This is a genomic window from Nonomuraea sp. NPDC049784, assembly GCF_040659615.1.
Taxonomy (GTDB): Bacteria; Actinomycetota; Actinomycetes; order Streptosporangiales; family Streptosporangiaceae; genus Nonomuraea.
This window is the reverse complement of the sequence record NZ_JBFAMX010000090.1, coordinates 1-21,220: the sequence shown is the minus strand read 5'-3', so window position 1 is coordinate 21,220 and position 21,220 is coordinate 1. Positions and strand designations below refer to the sequence as shown.

The following is a 21,220-nucleotide window of genomic DNA, read 5'->3' as shown; positions in this document are numbered from 1 at the left end:
CACTACCAGGCAACAGGCATCGCGTGTAGCCCGAAGAACGGGGCATCGTTGGCGAAGGGCAACTCCTCCAACCGGATCGCCAGGTGCAGCGTCGGTATCCGGGTCAGCAGCGTGCCGTAGGCGATCTGCAGCTCGGCGCGGGCGAGGTTGCGGCCGATGCACTGGTGTACCCCGTAGCCGAAGGCGACGTGGTGGTGGGCGGACCGGCGGATGTCGAACTCGTCGGGGTTCTCGAACGCCCGCGCATCACGGTTGGCGGATGCGGCCAGCACCGTCAGGCGATCACCGGCGCGGATCCGCGCAGAGCCGATATCCATGTCGTCGGTCGCAATCCGGTCGAAGCTGACCCAGTCCTGCACCGAGTGGAAGCGCAGCAGCTCCTCGATCGCACCCGGCAGCAGGCTCGAGTCGGCGCGCAACGCGGCAAGCTGCGCTGGGTGCTGCAGCAGCGTGAGTACGCCCAGGGAGATCGTATTCGCCGGCGAGTCGTAACCCGCGAGCAGCAGGAGAAAACCGATGTTGATCAGCTCGTCCGTGGTCAGCTCACCGGTGGGCAGGTGTCTGGCGGCCAGCCGCCGAATCATTCCCTTGTGCGGTTCACGCTCTGCGCTGCGGATAAGTTCGCGTAAATAGCCGCGAACGTCCCTGGACGCCTGGGCCGCCACGCTCGGATCCATGCTCGTTACTGACAGCATCCGCAGCCGTGACTCGAAGAACTCGTGGTCGCCGGCCGGGATGCCGAACAACTCGCAGAGGACTCGCGACGGAACCCGGCGCGCGTACAAACCGACGAGGTCGGCGGGCGCCCCGGCCTCCAGTAACTCGTCGATCGCTGTGTCGGCGATTCGCTGGAGGGCCGGCCGCATGGCGTCCATCGGACGGGCGCCGAGCTCTGAGATCAGCAACCGCCGGAACCGGCTATGTTCCGGTGGATCCATATCGACGAAGAAGCCGTCGTCGGGGCGATCGTCGTCGGGTCCGCGAGGCCGTTCAGGGCGTCCAGTGTTCGAGCTGATCCTCGGGTCACTGAGGATCTGCCGCGCCTCGGCGTAGCGGGTGACCGCCCAGACCGGTGCGCCGTTGGGCAGGGTGGCTCGGACGACCGGCGCGGTGGCACGCATCCGCTGATATTCGTCCGGCGGTGCGAACGGGCAGGTCCGCTCCATTGGGAAAGTCGGCGTCGCGGTTATGTCGTGCTCGAATGTAGTCATTGCGCCTTCCCGTTTGAGCCGGACACCACCCCGGCGATGTAATCGGCAACGGCGGCGATGGTCGGCTGCGCCCATAGCAGCGTCGTCGGTAGCGAGCACCGAAATCGTTGCTCCAGCCGCCGCCGGACGACCACGGTAAGCACCGAGTCCAGTCCCTGCTCGATCAGCGGTCGGTGTGGTGACAGGTCGGCGGGGGCGAGCCGCATCTCCTTGGCGATCTGCGCGCCGACCTCCTCGATCAGGAATGTGCGCAGTTTCTCTGGCTCCAGGTCGGCGAACGATTCAGTGGGTCGCTCGCTTTTGGCGCCGTTCTCTCCAGGGGCCGGCGTGTCGATCACCGGATACCGCAGCCCCGACAGCCAGCCGACGACAGCGCCGGTGTCGTCGATGATCCGTACCTGCACCGTGTCCGTGTGCTCGTGGTCGAGCAACACGTCGATGTTCACCGTGCCCGTCGGTTTTCCCAACGTGACCAGCCGATCGATATGCGTCACCATGCGCAGCAACGGGTCCCCGGGGAACACGCTCGGTGCCACCGACATGGCCGCGTCCAGGATGGGCGCCCAGGGTGAGGCGCTGGACGGTGCTGGGCCGCACCGCACGCGGGCGCGCAGCGCGCCGTACCCGCGCTGCAGTTCCTCAACGCTCCAGTCGAACCCGGTGTCCGGTACGCCGACAGCAGCCAACCGACGGGTGACCAAGCCGGGTTCCGTTGATGTGAGCGGCTGCGACCGCGGTGCCGGCGGCTGCCCCGGCGCGGCGGGGATCCTGGCCGTGGCGATCATCTGCCAGGCGCCGTCCGGTTCGCCGGCGATACGGGCGGCCAGTCGCAGCTCGGTGTTCTGCCGCACTATCTGGACCTCGCGGCGATCGGCGGTCAGCAGCGGAGCCGACATCGTCACTTCGCCGAGCGCTTGACCGCCGGCGGCGGCGAAGAACGTCGCTGCGAGAACCGCGGCCGGTACGATCTCCACGCCCTCGATAGCATGGCTGCCGGGATAGGGCCGGGTCTGGTCATCCAGGACGGTCCGCCACAACTGGACGTCCGTCCCGACAAGATCGACATGGTCGCCCAGCAGCGTGTGACTGTCCGGATCGTGGCCGCGGCCGCCGGTGTCGGGGGGCGACGGTGTGCGCCAATGCCTGCGACGCTGCCAGGGATACGCCGGGAGCACGACCGGCCCACCAGCGGGTTGTAGCCGGTGCCAGTCCACGTCGAGACCGACGCAATGCGCCGCGGCCACGGCGTTGAGCATGGCTGCCTGGGTGGGCAGGTTTCGGCGCAGCGACGCGCCCACGAAGACGTCCTCGTGCCCGCCTTCGTTCAGCGTCTCCAGCACCGAGTGCGTGACGATCGGGTGTGCGGAGATCTCGATGAACGCGCGGTATCCGTCGGCTGCGGCCGCGGTGACCGCGTCGGTCAGGCGCACCGGCCGGCGCAGGTTGGCCGCCCAGTACGCACCGTCGAAGCCCGGGTTCGCGCGCGGATCGTCCAGCGCCGTCGAGTAGACGCGGATGCCGGGGACGCCGGCCGTGAGGTCGGCCGCGGCCGCGGTCAGGTCCGTCATGAGCGGATCCATCTGCGGTCCGTGGAAGGCCACGTCGGAGGCGACCCGGCGGGCCGGAATCCCCTCCTCGAGCCAAGCCGGCAGTACTTCGGCCACGGCGTCCGGGTCGCCTGAGACGACCGTGGAGCCAGGTGATGATGCGATCGCGGCGACCACGCCGGGATGATCCGCCAATCGCCGCATTGTCTCGGCGAACGGAAGCTGCACCATAGCCATCGCGCCCCGGCCCGCGACCCGGCGTAGCAGGCGGGATCGCCGGCAGATCAGCCGGGCGCCGTCCAGGCGGCTCAGGGCTCCGGCCGTCACCGCGGCGGCGATCTCGCCGACCGAATGGCCGATCACAGCATGCGGGCGCACCCCGTACTCCCGCCACAGCTCGACCAGGCCGAGCTGCATCGCGAAGATCATGGTTTGGATGTGGTCGACCTCGGTGAGCTCTCCCACGCTGAGCGTCTTCCGCGGTGAGAACCCGATCTCATCGGCGAATACCGGCTCGAGTTCGTCGATTACGTCGGCGAATGCCGGCTCGGCGGTCAGCAGTTCCCGGCCCATGCCTGCCCACTGCGAGCCGTGTCCAGAGAACACGAACACCGGCCCGGGACCGCGCTCACTGAGTAGTCGCCCCGTGGTCACCGCGTCGTTCGGGGTACCGGCCTCCAGGTTACGCAGTCCGGCGGTCAATGCGGCCTCGTCCTCCGCGGTTACCACCGCCCTGTGCGACAGGTGAGTCCGGCGCAGTGCGAGTGTGTGCCCGAGGCTCGACAGCGGCACCTTGCCGACGACGTCGGCAAGGTTGCCCGCGGCCTGCCGCAATGCGGACCGCGACCCGGCGGACATCGGAAACAAGCGCCCAGCGGGTTCCTCGGTGGGCGCCGGTACCGCAGGCCCCTGTTCGAGGATCACATGGGCGATGGTCCCGCCGTAGCCGAAGGCGGAGACCGCGGCACGGCGCGGGTACGCGGAGTCGGGCCAAGGTGTCGGCTCGTCGACCACGCGCAGCCCGGTGCCGATCCAGTCGACGGCCGAGGTGGGGGTGTCGATCCGGCTCGGCGGGAGCTCGCCGCGGTCGAGCGCCAGGACGGCCTTGACCAGGCCGGCGATGCCGGCGGCGCCCTCAAGGTGTCCGATGTTGGACTTGGCCGAGCCGATCAGACACGGCCGCTCCGCCTGCCTGCCGGCCCCGTACACGGCACCCAGCGCGGCGGCCTCGAGAGGGTCGCCGACCGCGGTACCAGTGCCATGCGCCTCGACGTAGCCGACCGTACAAGGATCGACGCCGGCCTGTCGCAGCGCGCGGCGCATGACATGCTCCTGCGCCTGGCCGCACGGCGCCATGATGCCGACGGTGCGGCCATCCTGATTGACCGCGCTGCCGAGGATGGTCGCGAGCACTTGGTCCCCGTCCCGTACGGCGTCGCGGAGCCGCTTGAGCACCACGACTGCTGCGCCCTCGCCCCGCCCGTAGCCGTCGGCGGCGGCGTCGAACGACTTGCTCCGCCCGTCCGGCGCGAGGGTGCCCGCGGCGTCCAAGGTCAGCGTCTCGCCGGGAGACAGGATGAGATTGACCCCGCCGGCCAGCGCCACGTCGGTCTCCCCTGCCCGCAGGGCCTGCACGGCCAGGTGGACGGCGACCAAAGACGCCGAGCACGCCGTGTCCACCGCCAAGCTCGGGCCACGCAGGTCCAGCGCGTACGACACCCGATTGGCCACTGCGCAGGTGGCGGCGCCGATCCCGGTCCACGCCTCGATGTCAGGCAGATCCTCCAGCAGCCGGTGCCCGTAGTCACCTGTGCAAACGCCCATGTACACGCCCGCGTCCGTGCCGGCCAGCGCGTCCGGCGACACTCCGGCGTGCTCCAGCGCCTCCCACGCGGTCTCCATCACCAGGCGCTGCTGCGGATCCATCAGCTCCGCCTCGCGCGGCGAGAGCCCGAAGAACTCCGCATCGAAGTCCGCCACCTCGCTCAGAAAGTGGCCGTGCGACACCGTGCGGCGGACCGCCGCCATGTAGGACGGGCCACGGTCGGCATAGGCCCGCCAGCGCCCGGCAGGTGCCGGTCCGCTCGTGTCTCGTCCTTGGCGCAGCAGGTTCCAGTACTCGTCCGCCGAGTCGGCGCCGCCGGGCAGCCGGCAGCCAATCCCGATCACTGCGATCGCTTCAGACGGTCGGTCCATCACGCATCCCCTCCCCGCCTCCGCGACCACGCGGGCGACTCGAGAATTTCCACGACGGCGGCCGAGATGGTCACGCCGGGGCCGTAGGCGAACATCAGTAGATGGTCGCCGGGCCCCAGGTCACCACCGCGGACCAAGTGCTCCAGGGCGAGAACTTGGTCGCTGGCTCCGCAGTGGCCGATGGTCCGGCCGAACTCCCAAGCCGAGCGGGACGCCGGGATGCCCAGCCGGTGCTCACAAATTTGATCGGCGATCTCTTGGGAGGTGTTCATGCAGGTCATCCGGGTCACGTCCGCCGCCTTTATTCCGGCCTCTGACAGGGCGCGGTCGATCACCTCGACCATCCGTTCGTCCAGCGTCACCAGCACCATGGTCCCTTCGCCTCCGGCGACCGCGCGGCGCCGGAACGTGTCGTTGTGCGCGGCGAAGTCCACCGCGCGGCCCTCGGTGACGCCAGGCGGGAACAGCGGCTCGGCACACCGGTGCATCTCCTCGGCTTGCGACACCGACACCGAGCTCACCGAAGCCAGCCGGGCGAATCCCGGCTCGGTGTCGAGCACAACGGCGCTGGCCGCGTCGCCGGCGACGGCCCCAGGCAGCATCCGCCAGCGGTTGGCCAGGGGAGTGCCATAGTTGTCGGCGGCGACCAGCAGAGCCGCCTGGCGTCCGGGTTCGGCCCGCAGGTAGCTCGCGGCCAGTTCCAAGGCTGCGAACATGCCGTTGCAGCCCTGCTTGAGCTGGGTCGACAGGACGCCGTCGCCGACCAGATGGCGCTGCACGTAGGCCTGCGGTGGCCATCCCTCCGGACCCTGATGCCAGGTAGAGGTGTACAGGAGGAGGTCCAGATCGGTAGGAGAGCGGCCGCTGCGGGCCACCGCGGTGCGTGCCGCCCGCAACGCCATCTCCGGTGCCGGGATGTCACCGGCCACTGCGACGGAGGCGAGCCCGTGCAACTCGACCTCCTCGGCCGGGTACCAGCCCGCCGCCACTGCGTGGTCCACGTCCACTGTGTCGGGCAGGTACGAACCGATGCCGCTGATGTACATGTCCGCCGTCTCCATGTCGCCTCCTGGCTCGCTCGAACAGATCAGTCCGGCCCTCCGGAGGCGTACTCCGGCGGGATGTCCAGGATCCGCAGTACGGCGCAGGCCAGGGTGGTGCCGGCGCCGAACCCGACGAGCAGCATGTGGTCGCCAGGGGCCAGTGCTCCGGAGGCAAGCAGGTGGTCAAGAGCGACGAACTGGTCGCTGACTCCAAGGTGTCCGATGCGGGCGCCGTACTCCCAGGTGGTGTCGGCCAGGGTCACCCCGAACCAGTTGACACCGCGGTGCTCCACGTCGTCCCGGCGAACATGGGGGAAGGCCACCCGCGCCACGTCGTCGAGCGTGATCTCCGCCTCTTTGAGCGTGCGGTCGACCAGCTCCATCATTGTCGTCTCGATCGCCAGCATCACCCGGGCGCCGTCACCGTTCAGCAGGCGCTTGCGGAACTCTAGGTTGCGCGCGGCGAAGTCCAGTGGCCGGCCCACGGTCGCGTCCGGAGGGAACATCGGTACGCCGCCGTCATTGACGGCCTCGGCCTCCGGTAGCACGGTCACGTTGACCGACCGCAGCTCGGCGAATCCGGTGTCCGTGGTGACAAGCAGCGCGCACCCGGCGTCGCCCATCACGGTGCCCTCGATCATCCGCCACCGGTCGACCAGCGGGGTGCCGTGGTTGTCGGCGCCGACCAGCAGTGCGGTGCCGCCCGGCCGCAGGTATCCGGCAGTGAGCTGCAGCGCGTTGAACAGGCCGCAGCATCCTTGCCGCAGCTCGATCGCCGGGACGTCCCCGCCGACCAGATGCTGCTGCAAGTAATACTGCGGCGCCCAGCCCTCCGGGCCTTGGTGCCAGACGTCGCAGTACAGCATGAGGTCCAGGCCGTGCGGCGACAGTCCGCCGGAGCGCTCGAACGCATGCCGGGCGGCGCGGAGGCCCAGCTCCGGGGCTGGTATGTCACCGGCCACCGCTGCGCCGGCCAGGCGGAAGTGCTCCACCTCGTCGGCCGGATACCGGCCCTCGGCGACGGCCGTCTCGATAGTGACCACTGGTGGCAGATGGACGCCGATACTGCGCAAGTACGTGCCGGAAGTCCGCATCTAACCCTTTCTTCAGCGTGGACGCGCCGCGGTGCCGGGCGCTTCACTGGGTGTGCGATGCCGCAACGGGATTGCCCGGCCCGTCGCGGAGCAACAGCATCGGGTCGTTCAGCTCGTACAGCCCACACATCGGTGGGCAGGCCTCGTAGCCGAGGAGCCGTTGGATGTCCTCGGGGTAGCTGCGGACCACGTCCAGGGGTATGGACAGGTACTGGTTCTCCTCCTGGCGGAGGTTGCCGAGGTCGTAGGCGTACGACAGGCCGGTGCGGGGCTCACCCGAGGCGTTGGCGCCGGCCCCGTGGTACGTGCTGCCGAGCCACAGCAGCGCGGAGCCGGCTCGCATCTCGGCGGGCACCGCCTCATCGTCGCGTGGCCCTCGCTCGTCGTCCCATCTGTGGCTTCCCGGAATCACCCGGGTGGCGCCGTTGCGTGCGGTGAACTCGCTCGCGGCGACCATGACCTGGACCCGGCTCTCCGGGCCCGGGTGGGTACGGAGGTGAGCCGTGTCGTCCCGGTGCAGGCCCTGGATCGGCACACCGGGCTGGATCTGGATCGCCCGCGAAATGCCGAGCTGGATCGTCGGAACGAACTCAATGCGCTGCTCACCGAGCCAAGCTCGCACCGGCCGCTGCAAGAAGTGCCGCGCGCTGCCGAGGAAGTGCGGCTCTCGCATGATCGTGGCCGACCGCGCGGTCCGGCGAACCAAGCCCGGCAGGATTCGGGTCTTCTCACCCACCAGGCGCCCGTCGCCGTCCGCCTGGCGTTCCAGGGCCGGGCCCAAGTCTTCCCACAGACCGTTGAGTGTGTCGGAATCGATGAAATCCTCGATGATCACTGCTCCGGCTGCTTCGACCGCTTCGATCGCTTCTTCGACCGCGGCCGAGGCGGGCAGGATGGTCAGGGTCGTCGGCTTGGAATCGGTCATCCCGGCCTCCGAGAGGGCTGTGTCTTGTGATGTGGTCTGTCCGGGGTGGTCAGGTGACTCGGGCGGGGTGACCGAACCACCGCGCGAGAGCACCGGGCAGCGACGCCTCCGCGGCGGGTGTGCTCCAGGCGACGAAGCCGTCCGGACGAATCAGCAGGGCGTCCGCCGGAGCCTCGGCGCATTCGGCGGTCACTACGTCGACCCGGTCGGACCACGGCTCGGCGAGCGCACGTAGTCCGGGATCGGCACCGAGGTCGAGCAGCAGCGGCCGCCCGGTACGCTGCAGTTCGGCGAGCCGTACCGTGCCGTTGGCGCCTTTCAGTCGCAGGTCGGGGCAGTAGCGCCCGACCAGCGGACCGGTCAGCGACGGGTCGCCCATGTCGTACCTGATGTGCAGGTCGTCGACCAGGGCGGTCAGGTGCCGGTTCGTGTCGTCGTGGAGCAGCAGGTGGGTGAGCAGACGGCGCAATGCGTCGACGTGCGGGCCGGGGCGCATCAACGCGATGGAGGCACGCTGAACCTCCAGTGTCTGCGCGCCGACCGGATGTCGTTCCGATGTATAGGTGTCAAGGAGGTCCTCGTGACACTGACCTCGCGCGACCGCAGCGAGCTTCCAGCCGACGTTGACGGCGTCGCCCAGTCCGAGCCGCAGGCCCGGGCCGCTCCACTGCGATTGGACATGGGCCGCGTCGCCGACAAGTAAGACCCGCCCCTGGCGATATGTCTCGGCCTGTCGCTCGTTGTCGGTGAATCGGTTGATCTTGTTGACCTTGGTGACCGTCACCTTGGTGCCGCTGAGCCGGCGCAGCGCCTCCTGGAATTCCTCGAGCGTTATCGGCGCGTCCCGATTCGCCGGTGAGCCAATGAACTCGAGGGTGATGAACCGGGGCGGTCCCTCCTCGTACACCAGGAGCCCGTTGTCCTTCCGGAACCAACCGGGCATGTGGAAGTCGGGGTCGTCGATCTCCGCGAAGGCGCGGTATCCGGTCGTGATGCCGTCCGTTCCCGGGAACGCGATTCCGGCCAACTTCCGGACCATGCTCCGGCCGCCGTCGCATCCGGCGAGCCAGTCAGCCTGCATCCGGTACTGCCCGTCCGGACCGTCGACATCGAGACGCACCCCATCGTCGTTCTGGGTGAACCCGGTGACCGTATGGCCGCGCCGTACCTCGACGCCGAGGTCCGCAGCACGTCGAGCCAGGTCCTTCTCCAGCAGTTGCTGGGGTACCAGCAGGTCGGGAGATTCCGGACGAAGCACGAACATAGTGGCGAAATGCCGTGCGCCGGGAAAGGCCTTGGGCTGCAGGCTGTCCGGCCGCCGCTCGCCCATGGCGATGCGGGTCCGCTGTTCGGCCGTCGGCTGCGAGGGAGTCCCGTCGATCCCGATCATGAGACCGCGACGATCCAAGATGTCAATGGCCCGGCCGGTGATGCCCTCGGCCTTCGGGTGTGTCTCGATTTCGGGCAATCGCTCGAGCACCACCACCGGTACATCGTGCAGCGCCACCTCGCACGCGAGGAGGAGCCCGACCGGTCCACCACCAACTACCGCGACCTGTGCCATACATACCTCTACTGGGGGCATGAGCCTGCTGGAGAAATCGTTGGATTACCGACCACAGACCGGCACCAGTGACTGGGGCGCGGTCATGCTTCCCGTGTGTTGGTAGATGTGTCTGTTCAGGTAGTGCCGATGCTAAATCGATGATCCAAAAATTCCTAGTGGTGGCATTTTCCGGATTTGTCATGCATAATCCCTTTCGTTTGTGATCAACGGCGCAGGTGGGAGGTCGCCCCATGAGCGACGGCCAGATAGCCCAGCCCTTGGAAACCGACCGGCCCACCCCCTTCGACCCGCCCGTCGAACTGCGGCGCCGAGCCCCGCTCAGCAGGCTGGCCTACCCCGACGGGCACCTCGGCTGGGTGGCCACCGGATACTCCGTCACCCGGGCCATCCTGGCGGATCCGCGGTTCAGCACCCGGCGCGAGCTGCTGCATCAGCCGGTCGGCCGCGAGCGCGCGATCGAGCGGCCGACACCCGCGGAGCCGGGCATCTTCCCGCATATGGACCCGCCTGAACACACGCGGTACCGCCGCCTGCTGAGCCGCCACTTCGGGCCTCGGCGCGTCGCCGAGCTGACGCCCACGATCCGGCGGTACACCGCAGAGGCACTCCACGGCATGGCAGACGGTGGGGGGCCCATCGACCTCGTTGCCTCGTTCGCCATGCCGATTCCGGCGCTCGTGATCTGCGAGCTGCTGGGCGTGCAGGCGGAGGACCGGCAACGGATCCAGGCGGCCACCGCGGTGATGAACGACCTGGACTCGCGCGCGGAGCAGGTGATCGACGCCGTGACGTCGATCACAGGGACGGTACGCGGCGTCCTCGCGCGCCTACCCGCCGGAGGCCCGTCGGACGACGGGCTGCTGGCGCACGCCGCGGCGACCGGCGACCTGAGCGATGACGAACTCACCAACCTCGGGATGGTGCTTTTGGCCACGGGCCACCTTCCCACGTCGAGCATGCTCGCGCTCGGGGCGTTCGTATTGCTGACCAACCCAGCCCAGCGGGCCCGCCTAGCAGCGGATCCGGAGCGGGCGGTCGAGGAGTTGCTGCGGTACCTGTCGATCCTCCAGTTCGACGTACGGCGTACCGCACTGGTCGATGTCGAGATCGACGGCCAGGTCATCGCGGCCGGCGAGACCGTGGTGCTGGCGCTGCCGGTGGCCAACCGGGATCCTGAACGCTTTCCCGACCCGGACACACTGGACGTGACACGCTCCGCGACCGGGCACCTGGCGTTCGGGCATGGCGTCCATCAGTGTCTCGGGCAGCATCTCGCGCGGGCCGAACTTCGTGTGGCGCTGACCGCGCTCTTCGAGCACTTCCCCGACCTGCGCCTGGCGGTGTCGCCAGCCGAGGTGCCGACCCGCAACCACATGGCGGTGTACGGAGTGGACCGGCTGCCGGTCGCTTGGGGCGTTATTCCGCCAGACCACCCGAGATAGGTTCCAGATCATGCGCTACAGGACTTTAGGTAACTCAGGCCTCCGGACGTCGGTTGTCGGGTTGGGGTGCAACAGCATCGGTGCAGGTCTTGACGTGACCCGAACCAGGGCGATGGTGGACGCGGCGATCGAGGAGGGCGTCACGCTCTTCGACACCGGCGAGTCGTATGGTGAACCCGCCGGCGCCTCTGAGGAACTGCTCGGTGAGGTGCTGGCCGGTCGCCGGGAGAAGGTGGTGCTGGCCACCAAGTTCGGCAGCCCCGACCACCGCCCCGACGATGGGCAGGGCGAGGCACGCGGTGCGCTTGGCGGCCGGTCGTACATCCGACGGGCGGTGGAGGGGTCGCTGCGCCGCCTGCGCACCGACTACATCGACCTGTTCCAGTACCACGTTCCGGACGGCGTCACTCCGATCGAGGAGACCCTGTCCGCCCTGACTGAGCTGGTGCGCGAGGGCAAGGTGCGCTACATCGGCAGCTCGAACGTCGCCGGCTGGCAGATTGCGGAGGCCGCGCATCTGGCCCGCGCGGGTGGATACGCATCGTTTGTGTCAGCGCAGGCCCACTGGTCGTTGCTGGACCGGAGCGCCGAGCGCGAGGTGGTGCCGGCGGCCTTGCACTATGGGGTCGGTGTCCTGCCCTATTTCCCGCTGGCCCACGGGCTGTTGACGGGAAAGGTGCGACGTGGGCAGGAGCCGCCGGCCAGGTCCCGGCTTGCGAAGCTTCCCCACCTCGTCACGCCGGAGAAGCTGGATCGGGTGGAGGCGCTGGCGTCCTGGGCTGAAAAGCACGGCCGGTCCGTCCTGGAGGTGGCCATCGGCGCCCTGGCCGCGCTACCTGGCTGCGGTTCGGTGATCGCCGGTGCGACCAGCCCGGAGCAGATCCGGGCCAATGCGGCCGCCGGCGATTGGGAACCGACCGCCGAGGAGCTGGCTGAGATCACCGCTTTGGTGCCCCTCAACTGACTCGTCCTGTCACGGATGTGGCCGACCAGATGGTGAGCTCGTCAAGGTGCCTGCCTCGCGCGCCCTCGCTCGGCGTCACTGCTCTCAAGCACCGCCGCTAACCGTCCGCGAGAAGCCTTTGCTCCAAAAATCAACTAAATGTAACGATTTTCGTCGGGGCTAGGCGAGCGCCACCGGACGTGTCATGTTCCGCACAGTTGTCCGTGCAGAGCGGAGGAACCCCCTTTGCGTAAGACCCTCCTCACCGTCCTGTTCGCCGGTGCCGTCGCCGCGGCATCCACCCCCGCCGCGAGCGCCACCGCCGAACCCGCCCGCGACTACATCGTGGTGCTCCGGGACGGCGCAGAACCCACGTCCGTCGCGAACGAGCAGGCCCGCCTCCACAGTGCCGCGCTCGAACGCGTTTACAGCCACGCGCTTCGCGGATACTCCGCGAGAATGACTCCCGGCGCCGCCGCGGACGTCGCCCAGGACTCCCGCGTTCTCTTTGTGCAGCCGGACGGCGAGGTGCACATCGACGCCCAGACCCTGCCGACCGGGATCGACCGGGCCGACGCCGAGCTCAGCACCACAGCGAAGATCAACGGCGCGGACGAGCGCGTGGACGTGGACGTCGCTGTCATCGACACCGGCATCGACCTCGACCATCCCGATCTGAACGTCTACACGGCCGGTGCCAAGAACTGCTCGACCGGCAACAGCGCCGACGACGGCAACGGCCACGGTACTCACGTGGCAGGGACGATCGGCGCCCTCGACAACGCCACAGGGGTCGTCGGCATGGCGCCCGGCGCGCGCCTGTGGCCCGTGCGGGTGCTCAACAAATCCGGCAGCGGCTCGTTCTCCTCGATCATCTGCGGCATCGACTATGTCACGGCGCACGCCGACGAGATCGAGGTGGCGAACATGAGCCTGGGCGGTTCGGGCACCGACGACGGCAACTGCGGCAACACGAACAACGACGCGATGCATCGGGCGATCTGCGCGTCGGTCGCCGCCGGCGTCACGTACGCGGTCGCGGCGGGCAACGAGACGGACAACGCGGCCAACCACGTGCCGGCCGCTTACGACGAGGTCATCACGGTGAGCGCGTTGGCCGACTTCAACGGCGCTCCCGGCGGCGCCGCCGCTCCCACCTGCAGGAGCGACGTCGACGACACCCTGGCCGACTTCTCCAACTTCGGCTCCGACGTCGACATCATCGCACCCGGTGTGTGCATCCTGTCGAGTTGGAAGGGCGGCGGCTACAACACCATCTCGGGCACCTCGATGGCGACCCCGCACGTGACCGGTGGCGCGGCGCTCTACAAGGCCACCCACCCGAGCGCGAGCCCGGCGACCGTCAAGTCCGCGCTGCAGGCGGCGGGCACCACGGACTGGAACGCGGCGGGCGACCCCGACGGCATCAAGGAGAAGCTGCTGAACGTCGCCGGCTTCTGATCACCCCCCCGCTGGCCCGCCGTACCCTGTCAGAACCGGGACGGCGGGCCTGTCCATCGCGGCCCGTAGCTGCCGCGAGCGGCCGCTACGCTACGTGCAGGCTGCTGCGTAACGGGATGCAAAACATCACCCCTCGGTCCTGTGCCCCCGCCCCTGATGGCGATGCGGACGGACCTCCAGGGTGAGTGAGGCCAGAATTCTTGCGGTCACCATTCGATCCAAAGGTAAAAATTTCGCCCTTTTGTCCTGACATGGCTCGTGTTTGCCGTTTATGCGGAGTTAAGGTTGCCGAACCTTGGTGTCCCCGTGACCGAAGAGGGAGGGATGGGCGAACGCCCGCCGCGATGTGGAACGTTCCTTCGTTGTCCTCAATGACATCTGCTTTCACCCCCATCACCCGTCTTGGGGGCGGCCTGCTCGGGATAGGGGCGCAGGCCGTCGGGAAGGTCTGCGACTGGGTCGACGGACTGTCCGCTGCGGTGCTGGCGATGCCTGCGTCGTTCGTCAACGGTGGCAGGACCATTTCGCCTGCGGCTCCCTCCGCTATGGGGCCTTTTGTGGAAGTACGCCCGCCGGGCTTGGCCCCGATGACCGTGGCGTACGAGCGGCGCGGAACCGGCGAGCCGGTGGTCCTGCTGCACGGCATCGGGTCGAACCGGCAGGCGTGGGACGCGGTGGTGCCGTCGCTGACAGCCGAGCACGAGGTGATCACGGTAGATCTGCCGGGCTTCGGTGAGTCCCCCGATCTGCCCGACGGTCTGCCCCACGACCTGCCCACTGTGGTGGCGGGACTGGGCGCGGTATTCAGTGCGCTAGGGCTGGAGCGGCCGCACGTGGTCGGGCATTCCATGGGCGGGCTGATCGCGTTGCGGCTGGCTCAGGCCGGTCTCACCCGCAGCGTGACCGCACTGGCCCCGGCCGGATTCTGGAGCCATACCGAGCGGTGGTACGCCTTTACCGTACTGAACGCGGCCCGACAGATCGCGCGCCTGCCCGAGCCGATCACGGCGTGGCTCTCGCAGACGATCCTGGGGCATGCGGCCTTGACCGGCACCCTCTACATGCGCGCTGACCTGTCCACGCCGGAGGCGGTGGTGGCGTCGCTGCGTGGACTACGCCAGGCAGTCGGATTCCAAGCCACCGTGCGCGCCGGGCGCGCACGGGACCTGTTCGTCGGGGACATCCCCGACCTCCCGGTGACGCTTGCCTGGGGCACAGCCGACCGTGTCCTGCCGGCGCGACAGGCGGCACGTGCGGCAGCCATGATCCCCATGGCGCGGATGATGTGGCTGCCTGGATGCGGCCATGTGCCGATGAACGACGCGCCCCAGTTGGTCGCGCAGGTCATCCTGTGGGCCACCGCCCGTAGCTCCACCGCCGAGCTTGCCGAGTGCGGGCGCAGCTCTGCGCTTGCCCAAAACTCCATGTATGCAGTTCAAGCTGTATGTGAGAACTCATGATGGCGCGCACGGCGCCCGACGCGCGGTTCAAGGCGGCGGCGGCGAAGGTGGAGCGGCGAAGGCGGAGCGGATGATCGAGACGCTGTCGCGGCGGGCGCGGCGCAGGCGGCCGGTACGTGGCCGGCTGGCGGTGTTCTTCATGCGCCGCTAGCGCGAGCTCACCGGGCTGCGGGAGATCGGTAAGTTTCGCCGACGACATCATGTTCCTGAATATCGGCGAAGCCCGTGCGGCCGTACACGACGGGATCGACCATCGGGAACTGGCGGCGACGCGGCGCGCGGAATACGAGCGGGAGCTACGGCGGCCCACCGTCCCCGGCGTCCTGTTGTCCGACGGGCGACCGAGCGGTCCCGCACCCCGCGCGCTGAAACCCTAGGTAGGGGCTACTCAGGCGCTTTCCGGGAATCCGGCGGACCATCTCGGAGGAGACCTCTTCCAGGAGATGGTGTGAGATGGCAGATTTCGAGGTTTTCCGTGCGACCGCAAGCCTTGACAGACTCAAGGCGCTGGGCAGGGACGAGAGCGAGAGCCCGTACACGATCGAGGTGCGCTTCCTCGACGGGCTGAGCATGACCCAGCAGGCCGCGTTCAAGGCCGCGGCGCGCCGGTGGACCAGGATGATCGTCGGCGACCAGCCGGAGGCGGAGGTCACCCCGGGCCCCGAGCTCCCGGAAGGCGTAACCCCCGGCGAGGTGATCGACGACATCGTCATCGTCGCGGAGGGCGGCAAGATCGACGGGCCGGGTCACATCCTCGGCGGTGCCCGGCCGCTCCGGTTCCGGCCGAACGGGCTGCCGTTCGTCGGCTGGATGCGCTTCGACAGCGAGGACCTCGACCGGATGGAGGCCGACGGCAGGCTCCACGACGTCATCGCGCACGAGATGGGCCACGCCCTCGGCATCGGCAAGACGGTCTGGCGCAGGCTCGGGCTGCTCAGCGGCGAAGGCACCGACGAGCCGCTGTTCATCGGGCAGCGGGCCGGCCAGGAGTACGGCGTGCTCCTCGGCTCGCTCGAAGCCCACCCGGTCCCGGTCGAGAACGTCGGCAGCCCGGGCAGCGTGGGCAGCCACTGGCGGGAGTCGGTCTTCGGCGACGAGCTGATGACCAGCAGGGTCGGCAACGCGACGGCCTGCCCGCTGAGCAGGCTCACCGCCGCCGCGCTCGCCGACCTCGGCTACGAGGTGGACATGGCGGCGGCTGAGCCGTACGTGCTGCCCACCCCCCTGCTGCTGGCGCAGAACCGCGAGCAGTCCAGCGAGCTGGTGCTCCACTGCGACATCGAGCCGCCGAGCTAGCCGACGCGCAGGGCGAGCTGCTCGCCGTGCTTGGCCGCCACGATGATCTCGGCTCCGTGGAAGGGCCGTCAGCCAGGCGGTAGGCCTTGCCCTGGTCGTCGATCCGCTGCCCGGTGGAGGTGAGGGCGTCGTGCGGGTCGCGGTGGCGGCGCACCAGAGCCTCGGCGGAGTGGTGTGTCTTGGCCGTGAGCGCCTCCATGCGGCGCAGTAACATCTCGGTGCGGGGACGAACCCGCCGTATTTCGCCCCGGGATGGTCTGGGCGTTGGGCTCCCGCACAAGCCGGGCGGCGTCGTTCGTCGGGAGCACCGAAGATGCCCAGACGGCGGAGGCTTACGGTTCGTTCATGCCGCATCTCGCGCTCGACGACCTCTACCGCCTCGCCACTCCTTCCGATCCCCAGGTGCGTCCCGACGGGGGAGCGGTGGCGTACACCCTGACGACCGCCGTCCGAGACTCCGACGAGAACCGCACCGAGATCTGGCTGGCCGCTCCCGGCGCCGAGCCCCGGCGCCTCGCTGCCGGCAGCGAGGCGCGGTGGTCGCCGGACGGCCGGACGCTGGCGTTCCTACGGCCGGTGGACGGCAGGCCGCAGATCCACCTGTTGCCGATGGACGGCGGCGAGCCCGCCCCGGTGACCTCCGCGAAGCTCGGCGCCGGCGCGCCCGTCTGGTCTCCGGACGGCTCCCGCATCGCGTTCGCCGCACTCGTCGGAACGGGTGAGGACGGCGGGATGCCCGACCCGAACGCCCCCGTCGTGACCGGCCGGCTCGACCACAAAGCCGACGGCGCCGGGCTGCTGCGCGGCCTGACCAGGCACCTGTTCGTCACGGACGTGGCCACCGGCGAGACCGTCCAGGTCACTCAGGGCGACTTCCACGCGGGCGAGCCGTCGTGGTCCCCCGACGGCCTGCGCCTGGCGTTCGCCGCCGCCATGGACGCCGACCGGGACCTGGAGCCGGGCGGGGCCGCGTACGCCGTCGACGCGGCCAAGGGCGGTGTGCCGGAGCGGCTGACGGATCCCGGTCTCATCTGCGGCGGCGTCTGGTGGCTCGGCGACCGGCTGGTCGCCGAGGGACTGAAGGGCACCGTGGTGGGGCACGCACGGCTGTTCGCGCTCGGCCCTGGCGGGTGGACCGAAGTGGAGACGGCCCTCGACCGGAACGTCATGACCGGCGCTCCCGGCTACCCCGGCGGCATTCCGGCGCTGCTCGGCGAGGACCTGCTGTTCTGCGCGCGCGACGGCGGCTCGACGCACCTCTACCGCGTCTCTGATGGGGCGCCTGGCGAGCGGTTGGTGCCCGGTGAGGTCAACATCTCGGGGATCAGCACGGCGGCGGGGGCGGTCGCGTACGTGGCGGCGACGCAGCACAGCGCGGGGGACGTCTACCTGATGACCCCAGACACGAAAAAAGTAACGTCGGGCGAAATGTCGGATATATCCCGGCTCACCGACTACGGCCTCGACGACGTCGAGTTGTTCACCGCCCGCCGCCGCACGTTCACCGCCCCCGACGGCACCCAGGTCGAGGGTTTCGTCCTGCGCGACGAGACCGCGCAGACGCCCGGCCCGCTGCTGCTCGACGTGCACGGTGGCCCGCACAACGCCTGGTCGCCCGTCTTCGACGGCATCCACCTCTACCACCAGCTCCTCGCCGCCCGCGGCTGGACCGTCCTCACCGTCAACCCGCGCGCCAGTGATGGGTATGGCGAGGACTTCTACACCGCCTCCATCGGCGCCTGGGGGCTGGCCGATGCCCAGGACCTGCTCACCCCCATCGACGCCCTGATCGCCGACGGCGTCGCCGACCCTGACCGGCTGGCCGTCACCGGCTACAGCTACGGCGGCTACATGAGCTGCTGGCTGTCGGCCACCACCGGCAAATTCAAGGCCGCGATCCCCGGCGGCTGCGTGAGCGACCTGACGAGCCTGAGCGGCACCTCCGACCTCGGCCACCTGATGAAGGTGCACGAGTACGCCGGCGATCTGGCCGCCCAGTCGCCCATCACCCACGTCGCGGACGTCACCGCCCCGACGCTCATCCTGCACGGCGAGGACGACGACCGCTGCCCCATAGGCCAGGCCGAGCAGTGGTTCACCGCCCTGCGCGAGCGCCGGGTGCCCGTCGAGCTGGTGCGCTATCCCGGCGCGAGCCATCTGTTCATCCTGAGTGGGCGCCCCTCGCACAGGTACGACTACAACGAAAGGATCATCGCGTGGCTGGAGCAATGGGTCAGCGGCTCGCCGAGCTGATCGCCGAGTACGAGGTTCCCGGCTCGGCGCTGGCGTACTGGCATCAGGGCGAGCTGCACGAGTTCGCGGCCGGCACGCTGAACGTCGACACCGGAGTCGAGGCGACCACCGACGCGCTCTACCAGATCGGCTCGGTCACCAAGGTGTGGACCGCGACTCTGATCATGCAGCAGGTCGAGCAGGGCCGGCTCACGCTGGACACACCGGTCATCGAGGTACTGCCCGAGTTCAAGGTGGCCGACCCCGAGGTCACCAAGAACGTGACGATCAGACACCTGCTCTCCCACACCAGCGGCATCGACGGCGACCAGTTCATCGACACGGGCCGCGGCGACGACTGCGTGGAGAAGTACGTGGAGGCTTGCGCGACCCTGGCGCAGAACCACCCGCTCGGCGTCACCCAGTCCTACTGCAACTCCGGGTTCGTCATCGCGGGCCGGGTGCTGGAGCGGCTGACCGGCAAGCGCTGGGACGACGTCCTGCGCGAGGGCATCTGTGAGCCGCTCGGCCTCACCCACACCTGGACGCTGCCGGAGGACGTGCTGCGCTTCCGCGCCGCGATGGGGCACGAGGACGGCAAGACCGTCCCGGTGTGGGGTCTCATGCGGTCGATGGGCCCGGCCGGGCTGATCTGCGCCCGCCCGGCCGACGTGGTCGCCTTCGGCCGCGCCCATCTGGAGGGCGGCCTATTGGAGAACCCGAGCGCCATGTGGGAGCCGCAGGTCGACATCCCCAACCCGTACACGCTGGGCAAGCAGTGGGGCATCGGCTGGATCATCGACGAGTGGAGCGGACACAAGGTCATCTCCCACGGCGGCAACACCATCGGCCAGCACGCCATGCTGTGGGTCGTGCCCGGCACCGGGACCGTCGTCTGCGTGACCGCCAACGGGGGCCAGAGCGGCGAGTTCACCCGAGCCGTCGCCACCGAGCTGTTCGCCGAGCTCGACGGCCTGACCGTGCCGCCCACGCCGTCCCTGCCGGAGACACCGGCCGACGTGGACGTCGCGCCGTACGCGGGTGTCTACGAGCGGGTCGGCGCCCGGATCACGGTGAGCGTGCTCGACGACGGCAAGGCCCGCCTGCACTTCGAGGCCACCGGCGAGCTGGCCGCCCTGCATGAGCCCGAGGAGTCAGACTTCGTCCCGGTTGGCGAGAACCTGTTCCTGTTCCAGGCGCCGGGCGCCCGTGAGTGGATGGCGGCCGTGTTTTTCGAGCTGGCCGACGGCACCCGGTACGTGCACATGGGCGCCCGCGCCACGCCCAAGGTCAGCTGAGGAGATCGACATGGACCTGAGGGATCGCCTTGCCGAGGCGGCGCGTGAGCATGGCCTGCCCGGCGCGGCCGTCGCGGTGTGGCACCACGGCGAGCTGCACGAGGCCGCCACGGGCGTGGTCAACACGGCCACCGGCGTGGAGACCACGACGGACAGCGTGTTCCAGGTCGGCTCCACCACGAAGGTGTGGACGGCGGCGCTAGTCATGCAGCTCGTGGAGGAGGGCCTGGTCGAGCTCGACAAAGCGGTGGGGGAGTACCTGCCGGACTTCGCGTTCGGCGGCGTCACCGTCCGGCAGCTGCTCATGCACTCGGCCGGCTTCGACGGCGACGTGTTCGAGGACACCGGGCGCGGTGACGACTGCCTGGACACGTTCCTCGACCACCTGCGCACCGCGGGGCACGTGCACGAGCCGGGCGAGCTGTTCTCCTACTGCAACGCCGGCTACTGCGTGCTCGGCGCGCTGGTGGCCAGGCTGCGCGGCGGCACCTGGGAGCAGGCGATGCGCGAACGCCTGCTCACCCCCCTGGGCGCCACGCACGCGGCGCTGTTCGGCGAGGAGGCCGTGCTCTTCCGCGCTTCGGCGGGTCACATCGGGCCGGACGCCGTCGTGTACCCCGGCTGGCAGATGCCCCGCTCCAACGCCCCGGCCGGCTCCACCATGTGCCTGGCGCCGCGCGAGCTGGTCGCGTTCGGGCGGGCGCTGGCGGCCGGCGGGCTGGCGCCGAACGGCACCCGGCTGCTGTCGGAGGAGTCGGTGGCCGCGATGCTCACGCCGCAGGTCCACGTGCCCGGCGGCGGTGGCGCGCTGTCCGACCGGTGGGGCCTCGGCGTGGAGCTGTTCGACTGGGGCGCGTTCGGCCATGACGGCGGCACGCCCGGGCAGAGCACGTTCTGGCGCGTCGTTCCCGAGTCGGACTTCGTCATCGCGATGAGCGGGAACGGAGGCTCGTTCCTCGGGCTCATGGCCGACGTGGCGCGGCCGGTCATCGAGGAGGCGACCGGCCTGACGGTGCCCGCGGAGCCCCTGCCGCCGCAGGCGCCGAAGCCCGTGGACGGCACCCCGTACGCGGGCCGCTACACAGGCCCGCAGCTCGGCTACGAGGTCGCCGCCGCCGGAGACGGCCTGGACGTCACGCTCATCCCCGGCCCCCTCATGGAGAGCATGGGCGCCGCCCGCACGACCACCCGGTACGTGCACCTCGATGGCGAGTCGTTCATCGCCATCGAGGCCGAGGGCGGCCGGCACGATGTGGTCACGTTCGTGATGCGGGACGGGAAGGCCGCCTACCTGCACAACGGCCGTGCGGTGGCCCGTGCCTGACCTGCGGGAGGTGTTCGCCGAAGCGGGCGTGCGGGGCTTCTTGCATGCCAGAGAGGTGGACGGCGACGCCGAGATCGGGCTGGACCCGGACGAACCCGTCGTCCTCGCCTCGGTCTTCAAGATCGCGATCGCGCTGGAGTACGCCCGGCAGGCCGCCGCGGGCGAGATCGGCCGCACCGAG

17 protein-coding genes are annotated in these 21,220 nt (G+C 69.6%); 11 read left to right on the top strand and 6 right to left on the bottom strand.

Annotation, left to right across the window (positions count from 1 at the left end; all coding sequences use genetic code 11):
* Window positions 1-2 precede the first annotated feature (2 nt).
* The 6 genes from AB0J09_RS20480 to AB0J09_RS20455 all read right to left on the bottom strand — a co-directional run bounded on the left by AB0J09_RS20480 (window position 3) and on the right by AB0J09_RS20455 (window position 9,580).
* Window positions 3-1,211 (bottom strand): cytochrome P450, encoded by a 1,209-nt coding sequence (locus AB0J09_RS20480; RefSeq protein ID WP_360693048.1) that lies wholly within the window; start codon window positions 1,209-1,211, stop codon window positions 3-5.
* Complete coding sequence (locus AB0J09_RS20475; RefSeq protein ID WP_360693045.1) at window positions 1,208-4,954, bottom strand: beta-ketoacyl synthase N-terminal-like domain-containing protein; 3,747 nt, start codon at window positions 4,952-4,954, stop codon at window positions 1,208-1,210. The genes AB0J09_RS20480 and AB0J09_RS20475 overlap by 4 nt, the downstream gene beginning before the upstream one ends.
* The gene (locus tag AB0J09_RS20470) at window positions 4,954-6,015 is read right to left on the bottom strand and encodes a ketoacyl-ACP synthase III family protein (protein WP_360693042.1); all 1,062 of its coding nucleotides are present in this window, start codon (window positions 6,013-6,015) and stop codon (window positions 4,954-4,956) included. The genes AB0J09_RS20475 and AB0J09_RS20470 overlap by 1 nt, the downstream gene beginning before the upstream one ends.
* Before the next feature lie 26 nt (window positions 6,016-6,041).
* Window positions 6,042-7,040, bottom strand: a complete 999-nt coding sequence (locus tag AB0J09_RS20465) for a ketoacyl-ACP synthase III family protein (protein ID WP_360693039.1) — start codon at window positions 7,038-7,040, stop codon at window positions 6,042-6,044.
* A gap of 94 nt (window positions 7,041-7,134) precedes the next feature.
* On the bottom strand, window positions 7,135-8,016 hold the full coding sequence (locus AB0J09_RS20460) for a phytanoyl-CoA dioxygenase family protein (RefSeq protein WP_360693036.1): 882 nt from the start codon (window positions 8,014-8,016) through the stop codon (window positions 7,135-7,137).
* 49 nt (window positions 8,017-8,065) lie between these two features.
* Window positions 8,066-9,580: an FAD-dependent monooxygenase gene (locus AB0J09_RS20455; RefSeq protein WP_360693033.1), complete on the bottom strand. Its 1,515-nt coding sequence runs from the start codon at window positions 9,578-9,580 to the stop codon at window positions 8,066-8,068.
* Window positions 9,581-9,813: 233 nt separating this feature from the next.
* Between AB0J09_RS20455 and AB0J09_RS20450 the strand changes: the two genes are divergently transcribed.
* The 11 genes from AB0J09_RS20450 to AB0J09_RS20400 all read left to right on the top strand — a co-directional run.
* Complete coding sequence (locus tag AB0J09_RS20450; protein WP_360693030.1) at window positions 9,814-11,025, top strand: cytochrome P450; 1,212 nt, start codon at window positions 9,814-9,816, stop codon at window positions 11,023-11,025.
* A 10-nt stretch (window positions 11,026-11,035) separates the two neighbouring features.
* Window positions 11,036-11,989 (top strand): aldo/keto reductase, encoded by a 954-nt coding sequence (locus tag AB0J09_RS20445; protein ID WP_360693027.1) that lies wholly within the window; start codon window positions 11,036-11,038, stop codon window positions 11,987-11,989.
* Between the two features lie 225 nt (window positions 11,990-12,214).
* Window positions 12,215-13,429, top strand: coding sequence for a S8 family serine peptidase (locus AB0J09_RS20440; RefSeq protein ID WP_360693024.1), 1,215 nt, complete (start codon window positions 12,215-12,217; stop codon window positions 13,427-13,429).
* Between the two features lie 344 nt (window positions 13,430-13,773).
* The gene (locus AB0J09_RS20435) at window positions 13,774-14,889 is read left to right on the top strand and encodes an alpha/beta fold hydrolase (protein WP_360693021.1); all 1,116 of its coding nucleotides are present in this window, start codon (window positions 13,774-13,776) and stop codon (window positions 14,887-14,889) included.
* A complete protein-coding gene (locus tag AB0J09_RS20430; protein ID WP_360693018.1) occupies window positions 14,858-15,040 on the top strand; it encodes a hypothetical protein in 183 nt (60 codons plus the stop codon). Before AB0J09_RS20435 ends, AB0J09_RS20430 begins: the two co-directional genes overlap by 32 nt.
* Before the next feature lie 49 nt (window positions 15,041-15,089).
* On the top strand, window positions 15,090-15,266 hold the full coding sequence (locus AB0J09_RS20425; protein ID WP_360693015.1) for a hypothetical protein: 177 nt from the start codon (window positions 15,090-15,092) through the stop codon (window positions 15,264-15,266).
* Window positions 15,267-15,342: 76 nt separating this feature from the next.
* A complete protein-coding gene (locus AB0J09_RS20420; RefSeq protein ID WP_360693013.1) occupies window positions 15,343-16,185 on the top strand; it encodes a leishmanolysin-related zinc metalloendopeptidase in 843 nt (280 codons plus the stop codon).
* A gap of 345 nt (window positions 16,186-16,530) precedes the next feature.
* Window positions 16,531-18,438: a S9 family peptidase gene (locus AB0J09_RS20415; protein WP_360693009.1), complete on the top strand. Its 1,908-nt coding sequence runs from the start codon at window positions 16,531-16,533 to the stop codon at window positions 18,436-18,438.
* Window positions 18,402-19,715, top strand: a complete 1,314-nt coding sequence (locus tag AB0J09_RS20410) for a serine hydrolase domain-containing protein (RefSeq protein ID WP_360693006.1) — start codon at window positions 18,402-18,404, stop codon at window positions 19,713-19,715. The genes AB0J09_RS20415 and AB0J09_RS20410 overlap by 37 nt, the downstream gene beginning before the upstream one ends.
* 10 nt (window positions 19,716-19,725) lie before the next feature.
* A complete protein-coding gene (locus tag AB0J09_RS20405) occupies window positions 19,726-21,039 on the top strand; it encodes a serine hydrolase domain-containing protein (RefSeq protein ID WP_360693003.1) in 1,314 nt (437 codons plus the stop codon).
* A partial coding sequence (locus AB0J09_RS20400) for a serine hydrolase (RefSeq protein ID WP_360693000.1) occupies window positions 21,032-21,220 on the top strand: 189 nt, incomplete at its 3' end. The genes AB0J09_RS20405 and AB0J09_RS20400, both read left to right, overlap by 8 nt.

Excerpts from the sequence above, each read along its gene's own strand:
- AB0J09_RS20455 (WP_360693033.1), bottom strand. The coding sequence starts at position 9,580 with ATGGCACAGGTCGCGGTAGTTGGTGGTGGACCGGTCGGGCTCCTCCTC.
- AB0J09_RS20425 (WP_360693015.1), top strand. The coding sequence starts at position 15,090 with ATGTTCCTGAATATCGGCGAAGCCCGTGCGGCCGTACACGACGGGATC.
- AB0J09_RS20475 (WP_360693045.1), bottom strand. The coding sequence starts at position 4,954 with ATGGACCGACCGTCTGAAGCGATCGCAGTGATCGGGATTGGCTGCCGG.
- AB0J09_RS20415 (WP_360693009.1), top strand. The coding sequence starts at position 16,531 with ATGCCGCATCTCGCGCTCGACGACCTCTACCGCCTCGCCACTCCTTCC.
- AB0J09_RS20480 (WP_360693048.1), bottom strand. The coding sequence starts at position 1,211 with ATGACTACATTCGAGCACGACATAACCGCGACGCCGACTTTCCCAATG.
- AB0J09_RS20460 (WP_360693036.1), bottom strand. The coding sequence starts at position 8,016 with ATGACCGATTCCAAGCCGACGACCCTGACCATCCTGCCCGCCTCGGCC.
- AB0J09_RS20405 (WP_360693003.1), top strand. The coding sequence starts at position 19,726 with ATGGACCTGAGGGATCGCCTTGCCGAGGCGGCGCGTGAGCATGGCCTG.
- AB0J09_RS20420 (WP_360693013.1), top strand. The coding sequence starts at position 15,343 with ATGGCAGATTTCGAGGTTTTCCGTGCGACCGCAAGCCTTGACAGACTC.
- AB0J09_RS20430 (WP_360693018.1), top strand. The coding sequence starts at position 14,858 with ATGCAGTTCAAGCTGTATGTGAGAACTCATGATGGCGCGCACGGCGCC.
- AB0J09_RS20470 (WP_360693042.1), bottom strand. The coding sequence starts at position 6,015 with ATGGAGACGGCGGACATGTACATCAGCGGCATCGGTTCGTACCTGCCC.
- AB0J09_RS20435 (WP_360693021.1), top strand. The coding sequence starts at position 13,774 with ATGTGGAACGTTCCTTCGTTGTCCTCAATGACATCTGCTTTCACCCCC.
- AB0J09_RS20445 (WP_360693027.1), top strand. The coding sequence starts at position 11,036 with ATGCGCTACAGGACTTTAGGTAACTCAGGCCTCCGGACGTCGGTTGTC.
- AB0J09_RS20450 (WP_360693030.1), top strand. The coding sequence starts at position 9,814 with ATGAGCGACGGCCAGATAGCCCAGCCCTTGGAAACCGACCGGCCCACC.